Source organism: Kitasatospora sp. NBC_01539, from assembly GCF_045040525.1.
Lineage (GTDB): Bacteria > Actinomycetota > Actinomycetes > Streptomycetales > Streptomycetaceae > Kitasatospora.
Map to the genome: position 1 here is coordinate 4539627 of NZ_CP109390.1, position 19725 is coordinate 4559351.

Genomic DNA, 19725 nt, shown 5'->3' on the forward strand with positions numbered 1-19725 from the left:
CGATACGCCTCTGGCTCACGGCGTGCATCGCGGTACGAGAAGAGGGTGGTCCTCGACCGCGGGCCGGACACCTGGGCCATCTTCCCAGACTCGTCCGCCGGGGTCACCCACGGCCCGCCAGTCGGGACGGCGGGCCCCCTCCGGAGCCGCGGGCCGGGGCCGGGAGGGCCGGTCCCTTTAGGCTCCTCTCAACCTCGGAGCGCTATCCTGCGCCCGTGGACTACAACCAGCTCGCCGTCAATCTCCTTGACGCAAAATCGCTGATCGCGTCACTGGGCGCCATCGGCCTCCTCGCGATCATCTTCGCCGAGACCGGCCTGCTGGTCGGGTTCTTCTTCCCCGGCGACTCACTGCTCATCCTGGCCGGCGTGGCCGCCTCCGGCGCCGCCTCCTCGGTGCTCGGGGAGGGCGCCAAGCTGCCGATCGCCGTCCTGCTGATCGGTGCGCCGATCTGCGCGATCGCCGGCGCCCAGCTGGGGCACTTCATCGGCGCCCGGATCGGGCCCCGGATGTTCGACAAGCCGGAGTCGAAGATCTTCCGCCGCGAGTACGTGCTGAAGGCGGAGGAGTACTTCGACAAGTTCGGCCCGGGCAAGGCCGTGGTGATCGCCCGCTTCATCCCGATCGTCCGGACGTTCCTCAACCCCGTCGCCGGCACCCTGGAGATGCCCGCGAGGACCTTCTTCGTGTGGAACGTCGTCGGCGGCGTGCTCTGGACGGAGTCGATGCTGCTCATCGGCTACTTCTTCGGCGACGCGATGGCCCCGGTCATCGACAAGTACCTGATCCCCGCGATGGCGCTGATCATCCTCGTCTCCGTCTCCCCGATCCTCGTCGAGATCGTGCGCGAGCGGAAGAAGAAGAAGGCCGGCGGCGAGGCGTCCACCCCGGTCGAGCCGGTCGCCGGCGGCCGCCACCGCAAGGGCTGACCCACCACCGCCCACCCGGACACACCGACGGCCGGTGCCCCGCGACGAACGCGGAGGACACCGGCCGTCGCCGTGTCCGGAGCCGTACGGCCCGGCGGGCCGGAGCCCTCGGGGGCCCGGCGTCACACCGGGCTCACAGGCCCAGGTCGTCCAGGGTGTAGGCGGTCACGTACGGCAGGCCCGCCGCCTCGATCGCCGGGGCCGCGCCGCGCTCCACGATCACGGCCACGCCCACGACCTCGGCACCGGCCTCGCGCAGCGCCTCCACGGCGGTCAGCACGGAGCCGCCCGTGGTGGAGGTGTCCTCGACGGCCAGCACCCGGCGGCCCTTCACGTCCGGGCCCTCGATCCGGCGCTGCAGGCCGTGCGCCTTGCCCGCCTTGCGGACCACGAAGGCGTCCAGCGTGCGGCCGCGGGCCGCGGCCGCGTGCAGCATCGCGGCGGCCACCGGGTCGGCGCCCAGGGTCAGACCGCCGACCGCGTCGTAGTCCAGCTCCGCGGTCGCGTCCAGCATCACCCTGCCGACCAGCGGCGCCGCCACGGCGTCCAGCGTGATGCGGCGCAGGTCGACGTAGTAGTCGGCCTCCAGACCGGAGGAGAGGGTGACCTTGCCGTGCACGACGGCCTTGTCCTTGATCTGCGCCAGCAGGGCGTCGCGGTCCTCAGTGCTCATGAGCAGCCAGTCTAGGGCTTGTCCGACAACGCCCGCCGCGCGCGCGACGCCGGGCGCCCAGCTGGAAGCACCGCCGAATCGGCCGCGTACGGCCGGTGCGAGAACGCTCCGGCGGCACGCCCGGCCGGGCGCCCGACGCCGCGCGCCGATGCGACGCGCACGGTCGGACGGGCCCCGGGGCCGCGCGGTGCGCCTCAGCGCCGCCGCAGCGCCCGCACCAGCACGACCGCACCGCCCAGCAGGGCCACGCCGCCGCCGATCACCCACGGCATCGCGTTGCGCTCGCCGCCGCCTCCGGTGAGCAGGGTGGGCTCAGCGCCGCCCCAGCGACTCGCCGCCCGGGCCCGGGCGCTGCGCGACGGCGGGGTGGGGGCGTACCGCCCGTGCGGCGGCGCGTGGTCCACCTCCTCGGCGGAACGGCCGACGATCGACCGCCGCACCGGGCCGCTCAGCGCCGGGTCCGGCTGGTAGCCGTACGCGGCGGCGGCGGGCTCCGGCTCGGGGGCCGGCAGGCGGTCGCCGTCGTTGCCGCCTGCGTGGTCCGGGTCCGGGTCGTGGTCGTGGTCGTCGCCGGAGAAGGCGATCAGGTCGGAGAGGTCGTCGTCGAGGTCGCGGGCGGCGTGGTCCTCCAGGTACACGACGGTGGCCTCGGCGCCGTCCGGGTTCTCCGGACCGTCCTCGTCCTCCTCGCCCTCCTCGTCCTCCGTGTCCGAGTCCTCCTCGCCCGCGGGTCCGTCCGGCGTCCCGTCCGTGTCGCCGTCCCGCTGCTCGTCGGCAGGGCTCTCGTCCTCGGCCGCCGCGTCGTTATCAGCCGTTGCGTCGTCCTCGGCCGCTGCGTCGGTCCCGGTCTCGGCGTCCACCTCGACCGGTGTCTCGGCGACCACGTCGACGTCCACCTCGACGGGTGCCTCGTCGGCGTCCCCGGCCTGGGCGGTGTCGCCCGTGAGTTCGCCCGCGAGGTCCGCGGCGAAGCGGTCGAGCAGCCGGCGGCCGGCCGCGTCCAGGTTCTCACCGGGCAGTTCGGCGAGCCTGCCGTCGGCACTCAGGTCGGCGGAGAAGCGCAGCAGGCTGCCGTCGGCGTGCTCCTGCACGCCCAGCCGCACGGTCGCGGTGACCTCGCCGCTGCCGCGGGCCTCCTGCCCCTCGGCGAGGGCGGTCAGCACGCCCTCGCGGCCCTCGATCAGGGAGAGCGAGCCGCGGTAGGTGATGGTGGAGCCGCCGATGCGCAGCTTCAGCCGTCCGTCGATCTGCCCGTCCGGGGCGCCCGTCGTGGCCGCGTCCGTGCTGAGCCCGGGAATGCACCGGGCCAGCAGCTCGCGGTCCTGCAGGGCCTGCCGGACGACGGTGGCCGGCAGCGGGACGACAACCTCATGCTCCATACGGCGAGCCTACCCACCCGGCCCCCCGCTGCGGAGGGTTGGCGTCGGGTCGATCGGCCCTCCCCCCGAGCTGTACACGGACGGCCCCGCGGTGTCCGGCGCCCGGCCGGCCCGCTGCCCGCCCCACCGCCCCGCCCCCGGCGCGGGCCCGGTGGCGGCGTGCCGGGCAGCGGGCCGGCCGCGGGTACGGGCCGCGCCCGCACGGCCTCAGCCGAGCAGCCGGTACGGCTCCGGCGGGTGCGCGGGCCGCCGTGCCGCGAGCCGGGCGGCGGACTCCTGCAGGCCGGCGGCGGTCAGCGAGCGGGGCGGCGGCGCGTCGGTGCCGAGCGACAGCCGGGGCTGGGCGCGGGCGGCGAGCAGGAAGGCCGGCCGGCGGTCCGCCGGGTCCGCGGCGGCGGGGGCGCCGGACCGGCCGCGGGCCGCGCGGGTGCCCGGGCAGGCCCGGCCCACGGGTCCGGCGGCCTGGTAGGCGACCGTTCGGAGGCCGTCCGCGCGCAGGCCGGCCTCGGCGGCCCACAGGCCGGTGGCCACCGGGCCGCCGCGGACGGCGAGCCGTCCGCCGGGGGCCAGCCGCCGGGCCGCCATGCCGAAGAACTCGCGGGTGTGCGCGCTGCGGCCGTCGTCCCCGAGCGGCGCGGGCAGGTCGGAGACGATCACGTCGTAGGGGCGTGCGCCGCCGTCGTCCGCGGCGCGGTGCAGCCAGGCCAGCGGGTCGGCCTCGACGCGCCGCACCCGGGGATCGTCGTAGGCGTGCGCGGTGAGCTCCGCGAGGGCGGTGTCGCCGCGGACGACCCCGGTGAGCACCGGGTCGGGATCGACCACGAGCACCTCGCGGACGCCGGTGTGCCGGAGCACCTCGCGCAGGGCCATGCCCTGGCCGCCGAGCACCAGGACCCGCCCGCCGGGGCCGCCGCCGAACGCCGGATGCACCAGGGCCTCGTGCTCGCGGTACTCGTCGGGGCCGCAGACGGCGAGCCGGCCGTCCAGGAAGACCTCCAGCGGGTGCGCCCCGCCGGGTGCGCCGCCCGCCACGACGATCTCCTCCGCGCGGCCCTGCACGGCGAGCCGCACCTGGGCGCCGTACAGCGCCTGCCGGGCGGCCCGCTCGATCACCCCGGTGAACGCGGCGGCGCCGGCCAGTACGGCCAGCACCAGCGCGCAGCACGTCCACAGCAGCAGGCGGGCGCGGGGCGTCGGCTCCTCGCGGAACAGCCAGAGCACCACGGCCGCGCCGGCCGCCGCGTTGACGGCCCCGGTGGCGAGTGCCCCGGTGGCCGGGCCGAGGGCGGGCAGCAGCAGGAACGGGAACGCCAGGCCGCCGACCAGCGCGCCCACGTAGTCGGCGGCGAAGAGGTCGGCGACGGCCCGGCCGGCGTGCTCCCGGCGGATCCGCTGGATCAGCGTCATCAGCAGCGGGATCTCCGCACCGATGAGCAGGCCGATCAGGAAGGTGGTGCAGGTCAGGCCGACGGTGACCGCCCGCTGGCCGCCGAGCCAGGCCCAGGCGGAGTGCAGGGCCAGCACCGACAGGCCGCCGGTCAGCGCGAGCGCGCTCTCCACCAGGGCGAACGAGGCCGCGGGCCGCCGTGCGAGCCGCTTCGCGAGCAGCGAGCCGACGCCCATCGCGAAGACCATGACCGACAGCACCACCGAGGTCTGGGTGACGGAGTCGCCCAGCAGGGCCTGCCCGACGGCGACCAGCTCCAGCTCGTACACCAGGCCGCACGCGGCGCAGACGAACGCGGCCAGCAGCACCAGCGGCCGGGCCACCCGCCGGCGCAGCCCCGGGGGTGTTGCACCGCCGCTCCACGGCCTGGCCGACGCGTGCACGCGCGGTGCTCCGGCCCGGTGGTCGAGACCCGGCTGGGCGGGCGGACCCGCCGGACGGTTGATCATGCACAAACGCTAGCGACATCGGCGCGCCACGGCCGCATCCGTCCGGCGGACACTGCGGGGGGCGTATTTGACGGGTCGTCGGTGTGTGCGAAGCCGTTCACCCGCACGGGTCAGTCGTGTGTCCCGGACCCGGCCGGGCCCTGCAGCACCAGCGACGACCGGGTGCACACCAGCCGTCCCTCCTGCGGGTAGGCGTGCCAGGTGCGCCACAGCACCCGGTGCTCCTCGCACTGCGCCACCATCGCGGTGAAGGCGCACGGGTCACCGGGGAAGATCCCCGCGAGGCCGCGCGGATGCTCGGCCACCAGCGCCAGCAGTTCCTGGGCGCGCGCCGCGAACGTGTGCGCCGGCAGCGCCTCGATCCGCGCGGCGAACTCGTACTCCCACCCCGCGACCCGCTCGGCGACCCGGGCCGGCAGCGGTGTCCGGCGGCCCGGCAGGCAGGCCACCGTCTCCAGGCAGTCGCCCGGGCCCGCGGCCAGCACCACCTGGTGCGAGGCACCGAGCAGGCGCAGCTGCAGCGTGGCACCCGTCCGGCCGCCCCCGTCGGGTCCGGGGCCGTCGAAGCTGAGCTCCCGCACCGCGAGCGCGGGCAGCGGCTCGCCGCCCAGCCGCCAGGCGAGGTCGCCGGCCCGGGTGTCGGTGTAGGAGGTCTGCAGTGTGGTGAGCATGCTGGCTCCGCGTTTCGAACTCCGTAGCGCACCCCTGCCGGCAGCGTCCGACCCACCGATGGGCTGTTCGAGGCTGTGCGGTCCAGGACGCGGCCGACCGTGGAAGGAGGGATTCCGGCTGGAGACTCAGCAGCAGCGAAGCACGAATTCTCCGGGTCCGTCGGGGATTTACCCATCCGCGCCCCGCATTCACCGTTCCGGGTGCAAGCGTCGACGCGGCCCGGTCAGTCGGGGTGTCGACTCTGCGAACCGTGTTCCCATGCACCCGCGCACGCGCCGCCCACGCCGGTGGTGCGCCCCCGTGCTCCCCCCACCCGGGCGGGCCGGGCGCGCGGGTGCGGTCGGGTCAGAGCCGCTGGAGACGGGCCGCGGCTTCGGCGAGGACGTCGTCGCGCTTGCAGAAGGCGAAGCGCACCAGGCTCCGGCCGGCCTCGGTGTCGTCGTAGAAGACCACGTTGGGGATGGCCACCACGCCGCAGCGGGCGGGGAGGGAGCGGCAGAACTCCAGGCCGTCCTTCTCGCCGAGGGGGGTGATGTCGGTGGTGACGAAGTAGGTGCCCTCGGGGTTGAACACCCGGAACCCGGCGGCCGCCAGGCCGTCGGCGAGCAGGTCGCGCTTGCGGAGCAGGTCGGCGCGGAGGGTGTCGAAGTAGGCGTCGGGGAGACGGAGGGCCTCGGCGACGGCGTACTGGAAGGGGCCGGCACTGACGTACGTCAGGTACTGCTTCGCGGTGCGGACCGCCGCGACCAGGTCGGGGCTCGCCGTCACCCAGCCGACCTTCCAGCCGGTGAAGGAGAAGGTCTTGCCGGCGGAGGAGATCGAGACGGTGCGCTCCCTCATGCCGGGCAGGGCGGCGATCGGGTGGTGGGCGCCGGTGTACACGAGGTGCTCGTAGACCTCGTCGGCGACGACCAGCAGGTCGTGTTCGACGGCGAGCGCGGCGATGGCGGCGAGCTCCTCCGGGGTGAGCACGGTGCCGGTCGGGTTGTGCGGGGTGTTGATCAGGAGCAGGCGGGTGCGCGGGGTGATCAGCGCGCGGAGTTCGTCGAGGTCCGGGCGGAACGACGGTGCCCGGAGGGTGAGCGGCACGCGGACGGCGCCGGCCATGGCGATGCAGGCGGCGTACGAGTCGTAGAACGGTTCGAAGGCGATCACCTCGTCGCCCGGCTCCAGCAGGGCGAGCAGGGCAGCGGCGATGGCCTCGGTGGCGCCGGCGGTGACGAGCACCTCGGTGTCGGGGTCGTACGCCAGGCCGTGGAAGCGCTGCTGGTGCTCGGCGACCGCGGTGCGCAGCTCGGGGATGCCGGGGCCGGGCGGGTACTGGTTGCCGTGGCCGTCGAGGACGGCCCGGGCGGCGGCCTCGGCGATCTCGCGCGGCCCGTCGGTGTCCGGGAAGCCCTGCCCGAGGTTGATCGACCCGGTCGCGGTGGCCAGCGCGGACATCTCGGCGAAGATCGTCGTGCCGAGGCCCTCCAGGCGGCGGTTGAGCAGCGGCCGGGCGTCCATGGGCGTCTCCAGGGTCTCGACGGATGGGCTCACGGTAGTGCCGCCGCGCGTCCGCGGTCACCCGTCCGCGGTCACCCGTCCGTGTGGAGGCCGCCGGAGGGCGGACAGCCGTCGGGCCCGCCCCCGTCGGCGGAGGCGGGCCCGCTCGGGGTCACGCGGGGCTCAGGACTCGTCGCCCTCGGGGGCGTCGCCGCCCTCCTCGTCCTCGATCTCGCTCTGGAGGCCGAGGCGCTCGACGATCCACTGCTCGAAGCCGACCGAGGCCTGCGTCCAGTTGGCGGTGGTGGTGACGAAGTACTCCAGGCTGACACCGGTGCCGATGATCATCTGGGACTCGCCGATCAGGCGGACCACGCCGTCCTCGTGCGTGTGGGTGTAGACCTTCGGCCAGAGGGTCTCGCGGTTCCACTCGTCGATGAGGTCGAGGATCTCGCCCTTCTTCTCGAGCGGGTAGGAGCGGTCGTAGAAGGCGCGGACCGCGAAGAGCTCCTTGTTGTCACCGCGGAACATGTAGTAGACGCGGAAGCCCTCCCACGGGGCCGTGAGGTCGCCCTCCTCGTCGACCACGTGCTTCAGCTGCATCTGGTCGAGCAGCTGGGCCACCAGGTTCTGGTCCGGCACGACCACCGGCGGCGGGCCGGCGGGCGAGCCGCCGGGCTGGCCGCCCGCGGGCTGCGCGCCGAACGACGGGATGGACGACGGGTCGATGCTCATGGTGGTCCTCAATCTCACAGCACGGGGTGGTCGGCAATGAGAGGCCGCCCTTCCATGTCCCATCCTGCCTCATCCCGGCGCCATGGCACAGGGTGTCCCGGGCCGGGCCGCGGAAGGCCGCGCCGGAGCGCCGCGGGGCGGGCCGGACGCGCCGGGCCGGTCAGCGGCCGGCGGGGGTGACGGCTGCGGTGCGGGCCGCTGTGCCGGTCGTTCTCCCAGGTCCGCGGGTGCGCGGGGCGGTGGTGCGGTGGTGCCGGACCGCCGTCCGCCGGACAAGGTGCACGGCGGGGGCGGACGGGCCCGCGGGCCGTCCGCCCCCGCCTGGCGGTCACTTCGTGAGCGGGGTCCGCGTGCCGACCGAGAGGCGGTCGTGCACCTCGTCCCGGTCGACGACCACGGTGTCGCCGTCGTGCACCCGGCCGGAGAGGATCTCCTTCGCCAGCTGGTCGCCGATGGCCGACTGCACCAGCCGCCGCAGCGGCCGTGCACCGTACGCGGGGTCGTAGCCGGTGAGCGCCAGCCAGTCGCGGGCGGCCTCCGTGACCTCCAGGGTGAGCCGGCGGTCGCGCAGCCGGCCGGCGAGTCCGGCGACCTGCAGGTCGACGATGCGGCTCAGCTCGGCGGTGCCCAGCGGTTCGAAGACCACGATGTCGTCGAGCCGGTTCAGGAATTCGGGCTTGAAGGCGGAGCGCACCGTCTCCAGCACGAGCTCCTTCTTCCGCTCCTCCGGGATGGACGGGTCGACGAGGTACTGGCTGCCCAGGTTGGAGGTCAGGAGGAGGATCGCGTTGCGGAAGTCCACGGTGCGCCCCTGGCCGTCGGTGAGCCGGCCGTCGTCCAGCACCTGGAGCAGCACGTCGAAGACCTCCGGGTGGGCCTTCTCGACCTCGTCGAGCAGCACGACGCTGTACGGGCGGCGCCGGACGGCCTCGGTGAGCTGGCCGCCCTCCTCGTAGCCGACGTACCCGGGCGGGGCGCCGACCAGCCGGGAGACGGAGTGCTTCTCGCCGTACTCGCTCATGTCGATGCGGACCATCGCCCGCTCGTCGTCGAAGAGGAAGTCGGCCAGTGCCTTGGCGAGTTCGGTCTTGCCCACACCGGTGGGGCCGAGGAAGAGGAACGAGCCGGTCGGGCGGTCCGGGTCGGCGATGCCGGAGCGTGTCCGCCGCACCGCGTCGGACACGGCCCGGACGGCCTCGGTCTGGCCGATCAGGCGGCGGCCGATCTCGTCCTCCATGCGCAGCAGCTTGGCGCTCTCGCCCTCCAGCAGCCGGCCGGCCGGGATGCCCGTCCAGGAGCCGACCACGTCGGCGATGTCGTCGGGGCCGACGTGCTCCTTGACCATGGTGGCGGTCGGCGCGTCGGCGGCCCGGTCCTGGGCCTCGGCGAGTTCGTGTTCCGCGGCCGGGACCTCGGCGTACATCAGCTTGGAGGCGCGCTCGAAGTCGCCGTCGCGCTGGGCGCGTTCGAGGGCGCCGTGGAGGTCGTCGAGGCGCTCCTTGAGCTCGCCGACCCGGTTGAGCGACTTCTTCTCCTGCTCCCAGCGGGCCGTGAGCACGCTCAGGTGCTCCTGCTTGTCGGCGAGGTCGCGGCGCAGCCGGGCGAGCCGGTCGACCGACGCCGGGTCGGACTCCTTCTCCAGCGCGAGCTCCTCCATCCGCAGCCGGTCGACGGAGCGCTGGAGTTCGTCGATCTCGACCGGCGAGGAGTCGATCTCCATGCGCAGCCGGGAGGCGGCCTCGTCGACGAGGTCGATCGCCTTGTCGGGCAGGAAGCGGGCGGTGATGTAGCGGTTGGAGAGGGTGGCGGCGGCGACCAGTGCGGCGTCCGAGATCTCGACCTTGTGGTGTGCCTCGTAGCGGCCCTTCAGACCGCGCAGGATGGCGATGGTGTCCTCGACCGAGGGCTCGCCGACCAGCACCTGCTGGAAGCGGCGCTCCAGCGCCGGGTCCTTCTCGATGTGCTCGCGGTACTCGTCGAGGGTGGTGGCGCCGACCATGCGCAGCTCGCCGCGGGCGAGCATCGGCTTGAGCATGTTGCCGGCGTCCATCGCGGAGTCGCCGCCCGCGCCCGCGCCGACCATGGTGTGCAGCTCGTCGATGAAGGTGACGACCTGGCCGTCGCTGTCCTTGATGTCGGCGAGGACGGCCTTCAGGCGCTCCTCGAACTCGCCGCGGAACTTCGCGCCCGCGACCATCGCCGAGAGGTCCAGGGAGACCAGCCGCTTGCCGCGCAGCGACTCCGGGACGTCGCCCGCGACGATGCGCTGCGCCAGCCCTTCGACGACGGCGGTCTTGCCGACGCCGGGCTCGCCGATCAGCACCGGGTTGTTCTTCGTCCGGCGGGAGAGCACCTGGACGACCCGGCGGATCTCGGTGTCGCGTCCGATCACCGGGTCGAGCTTGCCGTCGCGGGCCGCCTGGGTGAGGTCGGTGCCGTACTTCTCCAGCGCCTTGTAGGTGCCCTCCGGGTCGGCGGAGGTCACCTTCGCGCTGCCGCGGACGTCCTTGAACGCCGCGAGGAGCGCCTTCGGGGTGGCGCCCTGCTGCACGAGGAGACCGGCGACGGTGCCGCCCTCGGCGGCGAGGCCGACCATCAGGTGCTCGGTGGAGAGGTACTGGTCGTCGAGGTCGGCGGCGCGCCGCCCGGCCTCCTCCAGCACCGCGAGGGTGTCGCGGGCGAGCTGGGGCGCGGCGACCGTGGAGCCCTGGGCGGCGGGCAGGGCGGCGGCCTGCTGCCGGGCCGCGGCGAGGGTGCGCGCGGTGTCCGCGCCGACCGCCTCCAGGAGCGGGCGGGCGATGCCGTCGGTCTGCTCCAGCAGGGCCAGCAGGATGTGCACCGGCTTGACGTCCGGGTTTCCTGCGGCGCTGGCCTTGCGGATCGCGGCGGACAGGGCGTCCTGAGTCCTGCTGGTGAACTTTCCTGCATCCACGGCTGAGGGGCTCCTCTCGTGCGGTCGTCAGTGTCGGGACACCCCAGGAGTGGGGTTGCCTCGTTCAGCATTCGTTAAGTTGAGTCTATTCCGCTCAACTTTCCGAGTCCAGTGGATCCGGGTCACGGCGCCCGCTGTTCACCCGGGCCGCGCGGGCTCCCGGGTCAGCCCCAGCAGCAGCCGGGCCGGGCCGGCCGGCCGGCGCCCCACCGGCCACACCGCGCGCAGCGGCCGCTGCAGGTCGAGACCCTCCACCCGCACCTCCACCAGGCGGCGCGTCGACAGCTCCTCCACCACCGCGAGCTCCGAGAGGCAGACCGGCCCGGCGCCCGTCATCGCCGCCGCCTTCAGCGCCGTCGAGGAGGCGAGCTCCAGCCGGGGAGGCGCCGTGCCGCCGTACGGTGCCAGGGCCTGGTCCAGCACGTCGCGCGTGCCCGAGCCGTGCTCGCGGAGCACCAGCGGGGTGGCCGCCAGCTCCGCCGGGGTCAGCGGCGCCCGGCGCCGCGCCCAGGGGTGCTCCGGGGCGACGACGACCACCAGCCGGTCGGACGCCACCACCGCCCCCGCCAGCCCGGCCGGTGCTCCGGGGCCCTCGACGAAGCCGAGGTCCGCGTCCCCGGCCAGCACGTGCGCCGCCACGTCGGCCGAGTTGGCCGTGCGCAGGGTCACCGCCGTCTCCGGGCTCACCCGGTTCAGCGCCAGCAGCCAGCCCGGCATCAGGTACTCCGCCACCGTCAGGCTCGCCACCACCACCAGCCGGGCGTCCCTGCGGCCGCGCAGCGCGTCGATCCCCGCGTCCAGCGCCTGCGCCGCCTCCACCACGCTGCGCGCCCACTCGACCACGAGCAGTCCGGCCTCGGTCGGTCGCGAACCCCGTGGCGAGCGCTCCAGCAGCCCCACCCCGAGCTGCCGCTCCATGCCGCGGATGCGGGCGCTCGCCGCCGGCTGACTCACCCCGAGCTCCGCCGCCGCACGCCCCACACTGCCCAGCCGGGCGACCGCCAGCAGCAGTTCCAGGGCGCGGATGTCGGGGACCCGCGGGGAGAGAGGCATACAGGCAGGTTATGTCCCCATAGACAGGGCGCCGCTACCGCCCGCCCGGGCCCGCCGTCAGGCTTGTGCCATGTCCGCGTCCGCCCCGGCCCCTTCCGCCGCCCCGCCCGCCGCCGCCCCGCCCGCCGCCGTTCGGCCCGCCGCGCCGGAGGTCCCGGCCGCCGCCGGACCTGCCGGTGCCGCACCTCCGCCGTCCCGCCGGTCCGGCCCGCACGGATCCCACCGGCCGCTCGGACCGCCCGGGCCGAGCTGGTACGCCGCCGTCATGGGCACCGCGATCGTCGCCACCGGCGCCGCCGCCGTCCGGCCCGGCGTCCCGGGCGTGCCCGGCCTCGTCGGCCTCGCCGAGGCCGCCTGGCTGCTCGCCGTCCTCGCCCTGGCGGCCCTGGGTGCGGCCTCCGCCGTCCGGCTGCTGCATCGCCGCCGGAGTCCGCGGCCCGCCCGCGACCCCGCCGCGGCCGTGTTCCACGGCTGCCCGCCGATGGCGCTGATCTCGGTCGGGTCCGCCACCCTGTCCGTCGGCGCGCGGCTGGTCGGTGCCGGTCCGGCGGCCGTGGCGGGCCTCGCGCTGTGGGCGGTCGGCACGCTCCACGCGCTGGCGGTCGCCGCAGCCGTGCCGTACCTGATGATCACCCGCCGGGCGCCCGGCGCCCCGGTGCGGGCCGACCCGACCTGGCTGCTGCCCGTGGTGGCCCCCCTGGTGGCCGCGGCGGCGGGTCCGGCGCTGCTCCCGCACCTGCCGGCGCTCTGGCGGCCGACGGCGCTGCTGGGCTGCTGCGCGCTGTTCGGCGCAGGGCTGCTGGGGGTGCTGCTCGTGCTGCCCGCGGTCGTCGGCGGGCTGTGGCAGGGCGGCCTGCCGCAGGGGCTCACGCCGTCGCTGTTCCTCGTGCTCGGCCCGCTGGGGCAGTCCGCGACCGCGGCCGGCGCGCTGGCCGACGTCGTGGGCCCCGCGGCGGCCGGGCCCGCCCGCCGCCTCTCGGTGGCGTACGGGGTGGCGGTGCTGGGCTTCGCCCTGCTGTGGCTGTGCGTGGCGGGCGGGGCCAACCTGCGGGCCGTCCGGGCCGGGATGCCGTTCGCCATGACGTGGTGGGCCTGGACGTTCCCGGTGGGCACGCTGGTCACCGGCACCGCCGCGCTGGCCCGGCACACCGGTCTCGCGGCCTTCACCGGGGCGGCCGTGCTGCTGTACGTCCTGCTGCTCGCCGCCTGGGGTGTCGCCGGGACGCGCACCCTCGCCGCCCTGGCGGCGTCCGGCGTCCGGGGCTGACCGCCCGGCCGGTCGCGCGCCGCGGGAGGCGCGCCGGGCCGGATGCCGGGGGGAACGCCGGCATCCGGTTCGCCTCCCCGGCCGGACGGTCCTTCCGGCCGGGGCGGAAATGTGGCGAAGGACACACCGGGCCGGGTGCCGGGCTTTCCCGGCCCGGCCTTCCCCCGGCGGGGGACCGCCGGAATGCGGGACGCCGACGAGAATTCGGCCGCGGGCGCGCGCGCCGATTCCGCGGGCCTCGCGGCCGGACTGCGGCGGACCCCGGCAGGCCGGACGTCACCGCAGGTCGGAGCGGTTCGGGTGGTCGCGCCGGTCCGCCCGACCGGACGGCCGCGGGGATGCCCCTCCGGCCTCCGGTCGGATTTCCGGGAAGGGGGGGATCCGAAATGTGGAGGGCCTGCGGGTGACGAATGAACGTTTGGTAGGTGGCGCACCCCGGCCGGACACCCGGAACTCCTGCGCCGGGACATTTCGGAGCCCTTCCCCGCGCCGCCCGGTTTGCGCGTTCCTGCACTTGCGGAAACCTGCAGCCGGTGGCCACTTGTGACCCGGCCGTCACGCTGTGAGGGTGGAGCTACGCCAGCCGTCCGGGCAACCGCAGCCCGATGACGGCGACTTGCTCTTCAGTGTGGGTGGCCGGTGCGTCAGCACCGCCACCACGGGGGGAAGAGCGCCGGCCGGGACGCCATGTGTGGTGATGGCCCCCGACACCGGATCCTGCGAGGCGTTGCTGCTCCGCCTCGCGGGAAGCGCCATCGGCACGGCGTGTCACGACGGGCCCCCGGGTCCGGCGCGCATCTGCGCGCCGGACCGGGGGCGCGTCAAACGGGGTACCGAATCCCTCCCGATCCGAACTTGTTGAGATCATGATCTGACACCGAGGGGAAAGTTCGGCAGGGAGAGTGCGAGGTGGCTGCGGAACCGATGGCCGACCGTGGCGCCGGCCTGCCCGACGAGGCGGGGCGCGAGCTCTATCTGGCCGTCCTGGCCCAGGGCGGCCGCGTTCCGTTGTCCGCGGTCGGCCCGGCCGACCACGAGGCGGTCGACCAGCTCGTCGCCCTCGGCCTGCTCATCCCCAACCTGATCGACGGCGCCTACGTCGCCGTCAGCCCCCGCGCCGTCGGGGAACGCATCGGCTCGGAGATGCGCTCGGCCGCGGCCGACCTGCTCTCCCGCGCGGAACGCCTCCCCACCGCGCTCGACCCGCTCACCCGCGCGTACGACGCCCTGCCCCGGCACAGCGACGACCCGCAGCGCGCCACGTACGTCGACGGCCGCGACCGCATCCGGCACCGCATCGCCGAGCTCGTCTCCGAGTGCAAGCAGGAGCTGCTCACCGCCCAGCCGGGCCCCCGGCAGCCCGCCACGATCACGCTGGCCCGCTTCCAGGACCTGGCGCTCGTCCAGCGTGGCGCCCGGATGCGCACGCTCTACCAGCCGTCCGTCCTCGGCGAGCCGTGGACGATCGGCTACGCCGCCGAACTCACCGGCGAGGGGGCCGGGCTGCGCATCCTCGACGAGTCCTTCGAGCGGATGCTGATCATCGACCGGTCCGTCGCGGTGGTGCCCGCCGCGGACGACTACAGCCGGGCCGCCTTCATCTCGGACCCGGCCGCCGTGGCCTTCCTCGTGAAGATCTTCGAGCGGGACTGGGTCCGGGCCGACGTCGTCCAGTGGGCCGAGGTCGACGTCCCCGGCGTCTCCGCCTCCGTCGGCAACCGGGTCGGCCGGCTGCTGGCGCAGGGCCTGACGCAGCGCGCCGTCGCCACCCGTCTCGGGCTGAGCGAACGCACCGTGGCCGCCCACATCTCCCGCCTGCGCGACCGGTACGGCGCCCAGACGCTGTTCCAGCTCGGCTGGCTGATGCGCGGGAGCCGCCATGACTGAGCCCCCGGCCGACGGGACGTTCCCCCCGCTGCCCGACGAAGGGGCCCGGCAGCTCTACCAGCGCCTGCTCGACGAGGGCGGCCGCGTTCCCGCCGACTCCGTCCCGGCCGACGACCGGGCGGCCCTCGACCGGCTCCTGCTGGTCGGGCTCGTCACCCGGACGGAGGGCTCGTACTGCGTCGTCAGCCCGCGGGCCGTCAGCGGCCGGCTCGGCGACGAGCTCCGGACCGCCGCCACCCGCCTGCTCGTCCGGGCGGAGAGCCTGCCGGAGATGCTCGACGGGCTCACGAAGGCCTACGACGGTGCCCTGCCCCGGCCCCAGCCCTCACCCGGGGGAGGCCTCCAGGTCGTCGGGCGGGAGCAGATCCGCCAGCAGATCGTCCGGCTCGCCAACGACTGCCGGGACGAGATCCTCACCGCGCAGCCCGGTCCCCGGCCGGCCGAGACGCTCGCCCAGGCGCTCCGGGTGGAGCGGCCCGTCCTGGAGCGCGGCTGCCGCATGCGCACGCTCTACCAGCCCTCGGCGCTGACCGAGCCGGCGGCCGTCGCGTACGCCACGGCCGTCACGGCCCTCGGGGCCCGTGCCAGGGTCCTCGACGCGCCGTTCCAGCGGATGCTCGCCTTCGACCGCAGCACGGCCGTCATCTCGGCCGCCGAGGACCACGGCGCGGCGGTCGTCGTCACGGACGTCGCGGTGGTCTCCTACCTGGTCGCCGTGTTCGAGCGCGACTGGGCCGGCGCCGACGTCGTCCAGTGGGCCGACCTCGGCCGCCCGCACCGCGGCTCCCCCGCGGCGGGCGAGCGGGTCGGCCGCCTGCTGGCGCAGGGCCTCACACAGCGCGCCGTCGCCACCCGCCTCGGGCTGAGCGAGCGCACCGTGGCCGGCCACATCTCCCAGCTCCGCGAGCGCTACGGCGCCCGGACGCTGTTCCAGCTCGGCTGGCTGATGCGCGGGAGCCGCCGTGACTGACCCCGCCGGTGCCGTCCCCGCCGAATTCACCGCCGGACGCGGTGCGTGGATTCACGCAATCCACGCGGTGGAGCGGCCGATTCCGAATTCCGGAGGCCGGGAAACGGCTTTTCCCGCGGCCGGAGGACGTTTTTCGGCGGCCATTGCCGGAGATTCCGTGGAAACCGCGGTGCCGGGCGCGGCCGTGGCGCCCGGCACCGGCAGCCCCGGATCCGTGCGGCCGCCGCACGCAGGGGGGCGGCGATGAGCGGCCCGCCGCTGGACGAGTCGCTGGCCCCGATGCCGGACGAAGCCGAGCAGGCGCTGTACCTCCGGCTGCTCTCCGACGGCGGACGGCTCCCGGCCGACGCCGTCCCGGCCGACGACCGGGCCGTGCTCGACCGGCTCGTCCGCGTCGGCCTGGTCACCCGCACCGACGACTCCTACGCCGCCGTCAGCCCGCGCGCCCTGAGCGGCCGCCTCAGCGCCGAACTCCGTTCGCAGGCCACCCGGCTCCTGGTCCGCGCGGAGAGCCTGCCGGACCTGCTCGGCGGCCTCACCCAGGCGTACGACACCGCGCTGCCCGCCCCGGCCTCGGCCGGACCGGTGGAGGTGCTGCACGACCGCACGGAGATCCAGCACCGCATCGCCCGGCTGCTGTCGGAGAGCCGGCACGAGATGCTGACCGCGCAGCCCGACCCGCGGCCGGAGGCCGGCCTGCGCCTCGCCCTTCAGCAGGACCTGCCGTTCCTGCGGCGCGGCGGCGACATCCGCACGCTGTACCGGGGCACCGCCCTCGACGAGCCCGGCACCGTGGCCTACGCCGCGGAGGTCACCCGGCACGGCGGCCAGGTGAGGATCCTCGACGAGCCGTTCCGCCGGATGCTCGTCTTCGACCGGCACACCGCCGTCATCCAGGCGGGCCCGGACCGCTTCAGCGCGGCGTTCGTCAGCGAGCCGGCGATGGTCGACCACCTGGTCTCCTCCTTCGAGCGCGACTGGCGGCACGCGGAGGCGGTGGGCTGGGCGGAGCCCGGTCCGGCCGACCGGGTGCCCGAGCGTATCGGCCGCCTGTTGGCGCAGGGCCTGACGCAGCGTTCCGTGGCGACCCGTCTCGGGCTGAGCGAGCGCACCGTCGCGGCCCACATCTCGCGCCTGCGCGACCGGTACGGCGCCCGCACGCTGTTCCAGCTGGGCTGGCTGATGCGCGGGGGCCCGCGCGGCTGAGGGGCGCCGGCCCGGTGCTCCCGGCCTCCCGGCCTCCCGGACGGAGGGGGGCGCCGCCGCTCGCCCGGGGGCTGGACCGGCGGACGGCCGCGGGGCCGGCCCGGGCCGCGCTGGACCGGCGGGCGAGGGCGTGCGGGCGACGGCGGGCGTGCGGGCTGTGGCGGGCGGACGGGTGGCGGGGTACATCTCACGCCTTCGGGAGATGTACGGCGCCGACACGCTCTTCCGGCTCGGCCGGTGGTCGCGAGGGAACGGGGGTGATCCCACGCGGGGTGATCCGGTGTCAGCCGGTGGCGATCTCCGAGGACCAGAAGCCGAACGAGTCACCGCTCGACTGCCGGGGCATCGGGAACTGCTCGCCGGGAGCCGTCCAGAAGCCCTCGCGCAGCGACAGGGCCATGCCCGCCCAGTCCAGCGCGGTCTCCACGGTGTGCTGCAGGGCGTCCTGCGACCAGGTGTCGTCGAAGACGAGCGGCAGCACGGGTGCGACCTGCTCGATCGTCGCGATCAGCGGGTTGTGGGTGATCGCCTCGTCGACGAGCAGCACGATCGGCTTCCGCAGCGCCGACGCCCAGCCGAGTTCGAGGCTCACGCCCGCCGACAGCGGCGCGCCGATGTAGGCGAAGACCAGGTCCGAGGTCTGCAGCGCGCGGAAGTCGGACGGCACGCGCGGCTCGGGGGACCGGCCGGCCACCGTCCAGGCGTCGCTGTGGTGGGCGCTGTACACGGCCGCGCCGCTGCGGAGGAGGGTGCTCCGCAGCGTCGTGAGGCGGGTGCGGCTGGCCATGGTGACGACGCTGTCGGCCGGTCCGGTCAGTCGCATCAGCGGCGCGGCCAGGAAGACCCGTGCACGTCGGCCCTCGGGGGATTGGGCGGTGCGATGGCGCAGGTAGGGCTCACTCATGACGACTCCGGGGGAAAGGCCGACCGAAGGAGCATCGGGATCTCTGTGGGCGGCGGGGATCTTTGCTGGTAGATCGGGTCATTCGTGCATTGCGGAGCGCGGTGCCGAATTCTTGAAGGTGCACCGGCAAGTGTGGTGTTCGAGCCGATACCCATTGCGAGCAAACTGATCGTCTACCGCTGCGACGGCCTGCGTCCACAGCTTCGAGGTGTCATCTGGCTGCCTGGCAGGGAGATGACGCACTTCCGCCAGCGGCGCGATCGTGACACGCGAGTGCTATATACGGCATCATGTGGACGATTGTGCGAGTCGAAGTGATTTGTTCGCCCGTATCGAGAGCTCACAGACAGGGAGTGGTTGCATGTCCCGCGTGCGCCGTTTCGTTCGTATCACGGTCGTGGCGCTGGCTGTTGGCGCTGCCGCACTGATCGGCGTCAGCACGTCCTCGCCGGCGGATCCGCCGGCAGTCGCCACGGTGACGGCCTTCGACACTTCGTGGTCCTGAGCTCAGGAGCTGCGATGTCGTCCACGGGGGAGTGCCGTCCGGAGTCCGGTAGCGCCGGCGCCTGACGGTCCGTCCGTGACAGTGGTCACACGAGATCGTCAGGCGCCGGCGGCGGGTCCATGGTGGTGCGGGCCAGCACGTAGCCGAGCTGGAAGAGCGACTCGACGTTGTGCTCCTCGCGCATCTCGGCGATGTGGCGGGCCAGGGTGCGCTCGCTGATGCCGAGCTTCCGGGCGATCACCCGGTGGTTCGTGCCCTTGAGCAGAAGATCGATGATGGCCTGGCGGAGGCCGGAGACCACCTCCTGGGGAACGGCGTTCGAGCCGTCGAAGTCCAGGCCGCGGTTCCAGTTCCGTTCGAAGACCTCGTCGATGAGGTAGTTGACCACTGCCTCGTCATGGACGAAGGCCGCCACGTTGAGGTCCCCGGCGACCGGGATGACCGCCGTGCGCCGGTCGATGACGATCAGCCGCGTGTAGGAGTCGTCCAGCGTGCGGACGCGTGCCCCGCCACTGGTGATCGCCGCGACGAACTCCCTGCTGGGCGCGTGGTAGCGGGTGCTCGGGTGGTAGAGCAGGCGGAGCTTCACGCCGCGGCGCAGTGCCTCCAGGTCGCGGTCGATGACGCCGGCGAGGGCGTCCGGAGGGCGCGGGCCGCCCGGCTGGGCGGTGAGGATCTCCGTCGCGCAGCCCGCCACGAGTTGTTCCAATTGCTGATTGATCAGAACTTTTCCGCGTACGTACTGGATGGTCCCGCCGACCTGTTCCGGCGTGTTGAACGCCTCGGCCAGTTCCTGCAGGTCCGACGGAAGGGCGATCGCCCGGGTCAGCAGGTCGAGCGCCCGGCGCTGCCACGCGGCGCTCAGCGACGCCGAGAGGCGCTGGGGATCGACGGCTATCAGGAGGGTGGAGTCGTCGGTGTCGGGCACGAGGAGCCCGATCTCCTGCAGTTCCTTCAGCGGGGCGGAGTCGGTCGCCGTGCCGTCCGAGGCCGGCAGCCGGCCGCCGCAGCCGATGATCGCGCGGTACAGCACGCGTGCCTCGTCGGAGAGCACGCCGGGGCCGCCGGAGGTGACGCCGGACTCGGCTGTCTCACTCATGTGCGGCTCCCGGGGCGGACTGGACTCGGCGTGACCCTGTGGTCGGCGGTGTCGTACAGCCGCCGGTTGCGATTTTAGGCCGTGACAAGCACCCTGCGGCTGTTGTTTACACCCGGTCTCCCGGTGGATTCAC

The 19725-nt window shown here is 74.6% G+C and carries 15 protein-coding genes; 5 read left to right on the top strand and 10 right to left on the bottom strand.

The window, feature by feature from the left end:
• The first annotated feature begins 215 nt into the window (after positions 1 to 215).
• A complete protein-coding gene (locus OG335_RS19595) occupies positions 216 to 929 on the top strand; it encodes a DedA family protein (protein WP_405012416.1) in 714 nt (237 codons plus the stop codon).
• A gap of 133 nt (positions 930 to 1062) precedes the next feature.
• Here the strand turns inward: OG335_RS19595 and pyrE are convergent, their stop codons facing one another.
• From pyrE to OG335_RS19635, 8 genes are all read right to left on the bottom strand, one after another.
• Positions 1063 to 1602 (bottom strand): orotate phosphoribosyltransferase, encoded by a 540-nt coding sequence (gene pyrE, locus OG335_RS19600; protein ID WP_405012417.1) that lies wholly within the window; start codon positions 1600 to 1602, stop codon positions 1063 to 1065.
• 194 nt (positions 1603 to 1796) lie between these two features.
• Positions 1797 to 2981 carry an SRPBCC domain-containing protein gene (locus tag OG335_RS19605; protein ID WP_405012418.1) on the bottom strand — a complete coding sequence of 395 codons (1185 nt, stop codon included), beginning with the start codon at positions 2979 to 2981 and terminating at the stop codon, positions 1797 to 1799.
• Between the two features lie 207 nt (positions 2982 to 3188).
• Complete coding sequence (locus OG335_RS19610; protein ID WP_405012419.1) at positions 3189 to 4877, bottom strand: spermidine synthase; 1689 nt, start codon at positions 4875 to 4877, stop codon at positions 3189 to 3191.
• Between the two features lie 110 nt (positions 4878 to 4987).
• Complete coding sequence (locus tag OG335_RS19615) at positions 4988 to 5548, bottom strand: DUF2617 family protein (RefSeq protein WP_405012420.1); 561 nt, start codon at positions 5546 to 5548, stop codon at positions 4988 to 4990.
• 346 nt (positions 5549 to 5894) lie between these two features.
• Positions 5895 to 7055, bottom strand: a complete 1161-nt coding sequence (locus tag OG335_RS19620; protein WP_405015456.1) for a pyridoxal phosphate-dependent aminotransferase — start codon at positions 7053 to 7055, stop codon at positions 5895 to 5897.
• Positions 7056 to 7217: 162 nt separating this feature from the next.
• Entirely contained in the window at positions 7218 to 7769 is a 552-nt protein-coding gene (locus tag OG335_RS19625) for a YbjN domain-containing protein (protein WP_405012421.1), read from the bottom strand.
• Between the two features lie 328 nt (positions 7770 to 8097).
• Positions 8098 to 10701, bottom strand: coding sequence for an ATP-dependent chaperone ClpB (gene clpB / locus OG335_RS19630; RefSeq protein ID WP_405012422.1), 2604 nt, complete (start codon positions 10699 to 10701; stop codon positions 8098 to 8100).
• Between the two features lie 138 nt (positions 10702 to 10839).
• Complete coding sequence (locus OG335_RS19635) at positions 10840 to 11754, bottom strand: LysR family transcriptional regulator (RefSeq protein ID WP_405012423.1); 915 nt, start codon at positions 11752 to 11754, stop codon at positions 10840 to 10842.
• Positions 11755 to 12019: 265 nt separating this feature from the next.
• Between OG335_RS19635 and OG335_RS19640 the strand changes: the two genes are divergently transcribed.
• The 4 genes from OG335_RS19640 to OG335_RS19655 all read left to right on the top strand — a co-directional run bounded on the left by OG335_RS19640 (position 12020) and on the right by OG335_RS19655 (position 17084).
• A complete protein-coding gene (locus OG335_RS19640; RefSeq protein ID WP_405012424.1) occupies positions 12020 to 13021 on the top strand; it encodes a C4-dicarboxylate ABC transporter in 1002 nt (333 codons plus the stop codon).
• A gap of 909 nt (positions 13022 to 13930) precedes the next feature.
• A complete protein-coding gene (locus OG335_RS19645; protein ID WP_405012425.1) occupies positions 13931 to 14908 on the top strand; it encodes a LuxR C-terminal-related transcriptional regulator in 978 nt (325 codons plus the stop codon).
• Positions 14901 to 15878, top strand: a complete 978-nt coding sequence (locus OG335_RS19650) for a LuxR C-terminal-related transcriptional regulator (RefSeq protein WP_405012426.1) — start codon at positions 14901 to 14903, stop codon at positions 15876 to 15878. Before OG335_RS19645 ends, OG335_RS19650 begins: the two co-directional genes overlap by 8 nt.
• A 243-nt stretch (positions 15879 to 16121) precedes the next feature.
• Positions 16122 to 17084: a LuxR C-terminal-related transcriptional regulator gene (locus OG335_RS19655; protein ID WP_405012427.1), complete on the top strand. Its 963-nt coding sequence runs from the start codon at positions 16122 to 16124 to the stop codon at positions 17082 to 17084.
• Between the two features lie 283 nt (positions 17085 to 17367).
• Here the strand turns inward: OG335_RS19655 and OG335_RS19660 are convergent, their stop codons facing one another.
• Positions 17368 to 17988 (bottom strand): hypothetical protein, encoded by a 621-nt coding sequence (locus OG335_RS19660; RefSeq protein ID WP_405012428.1) that lies wholly within the window; start codon positions 17986 to 17988, stop codon positions 17368 to 17370.
• A gap of 590 nt (positions 17989 to 18578) precedes the next feature.
• Positions 18579 to 19592, bottom strand: a complete 1014-nt coding sequence (locus tag OG335_RS19665; RefSeq protein WP_405012429.1) for a helix-turn-helix domain-containing protein — start codon at positions 19590 to 19592, stop codon at positions 18579 to 18581.
• Positions 19593 to 19725 lie beyond the last annotated feature (133 nt).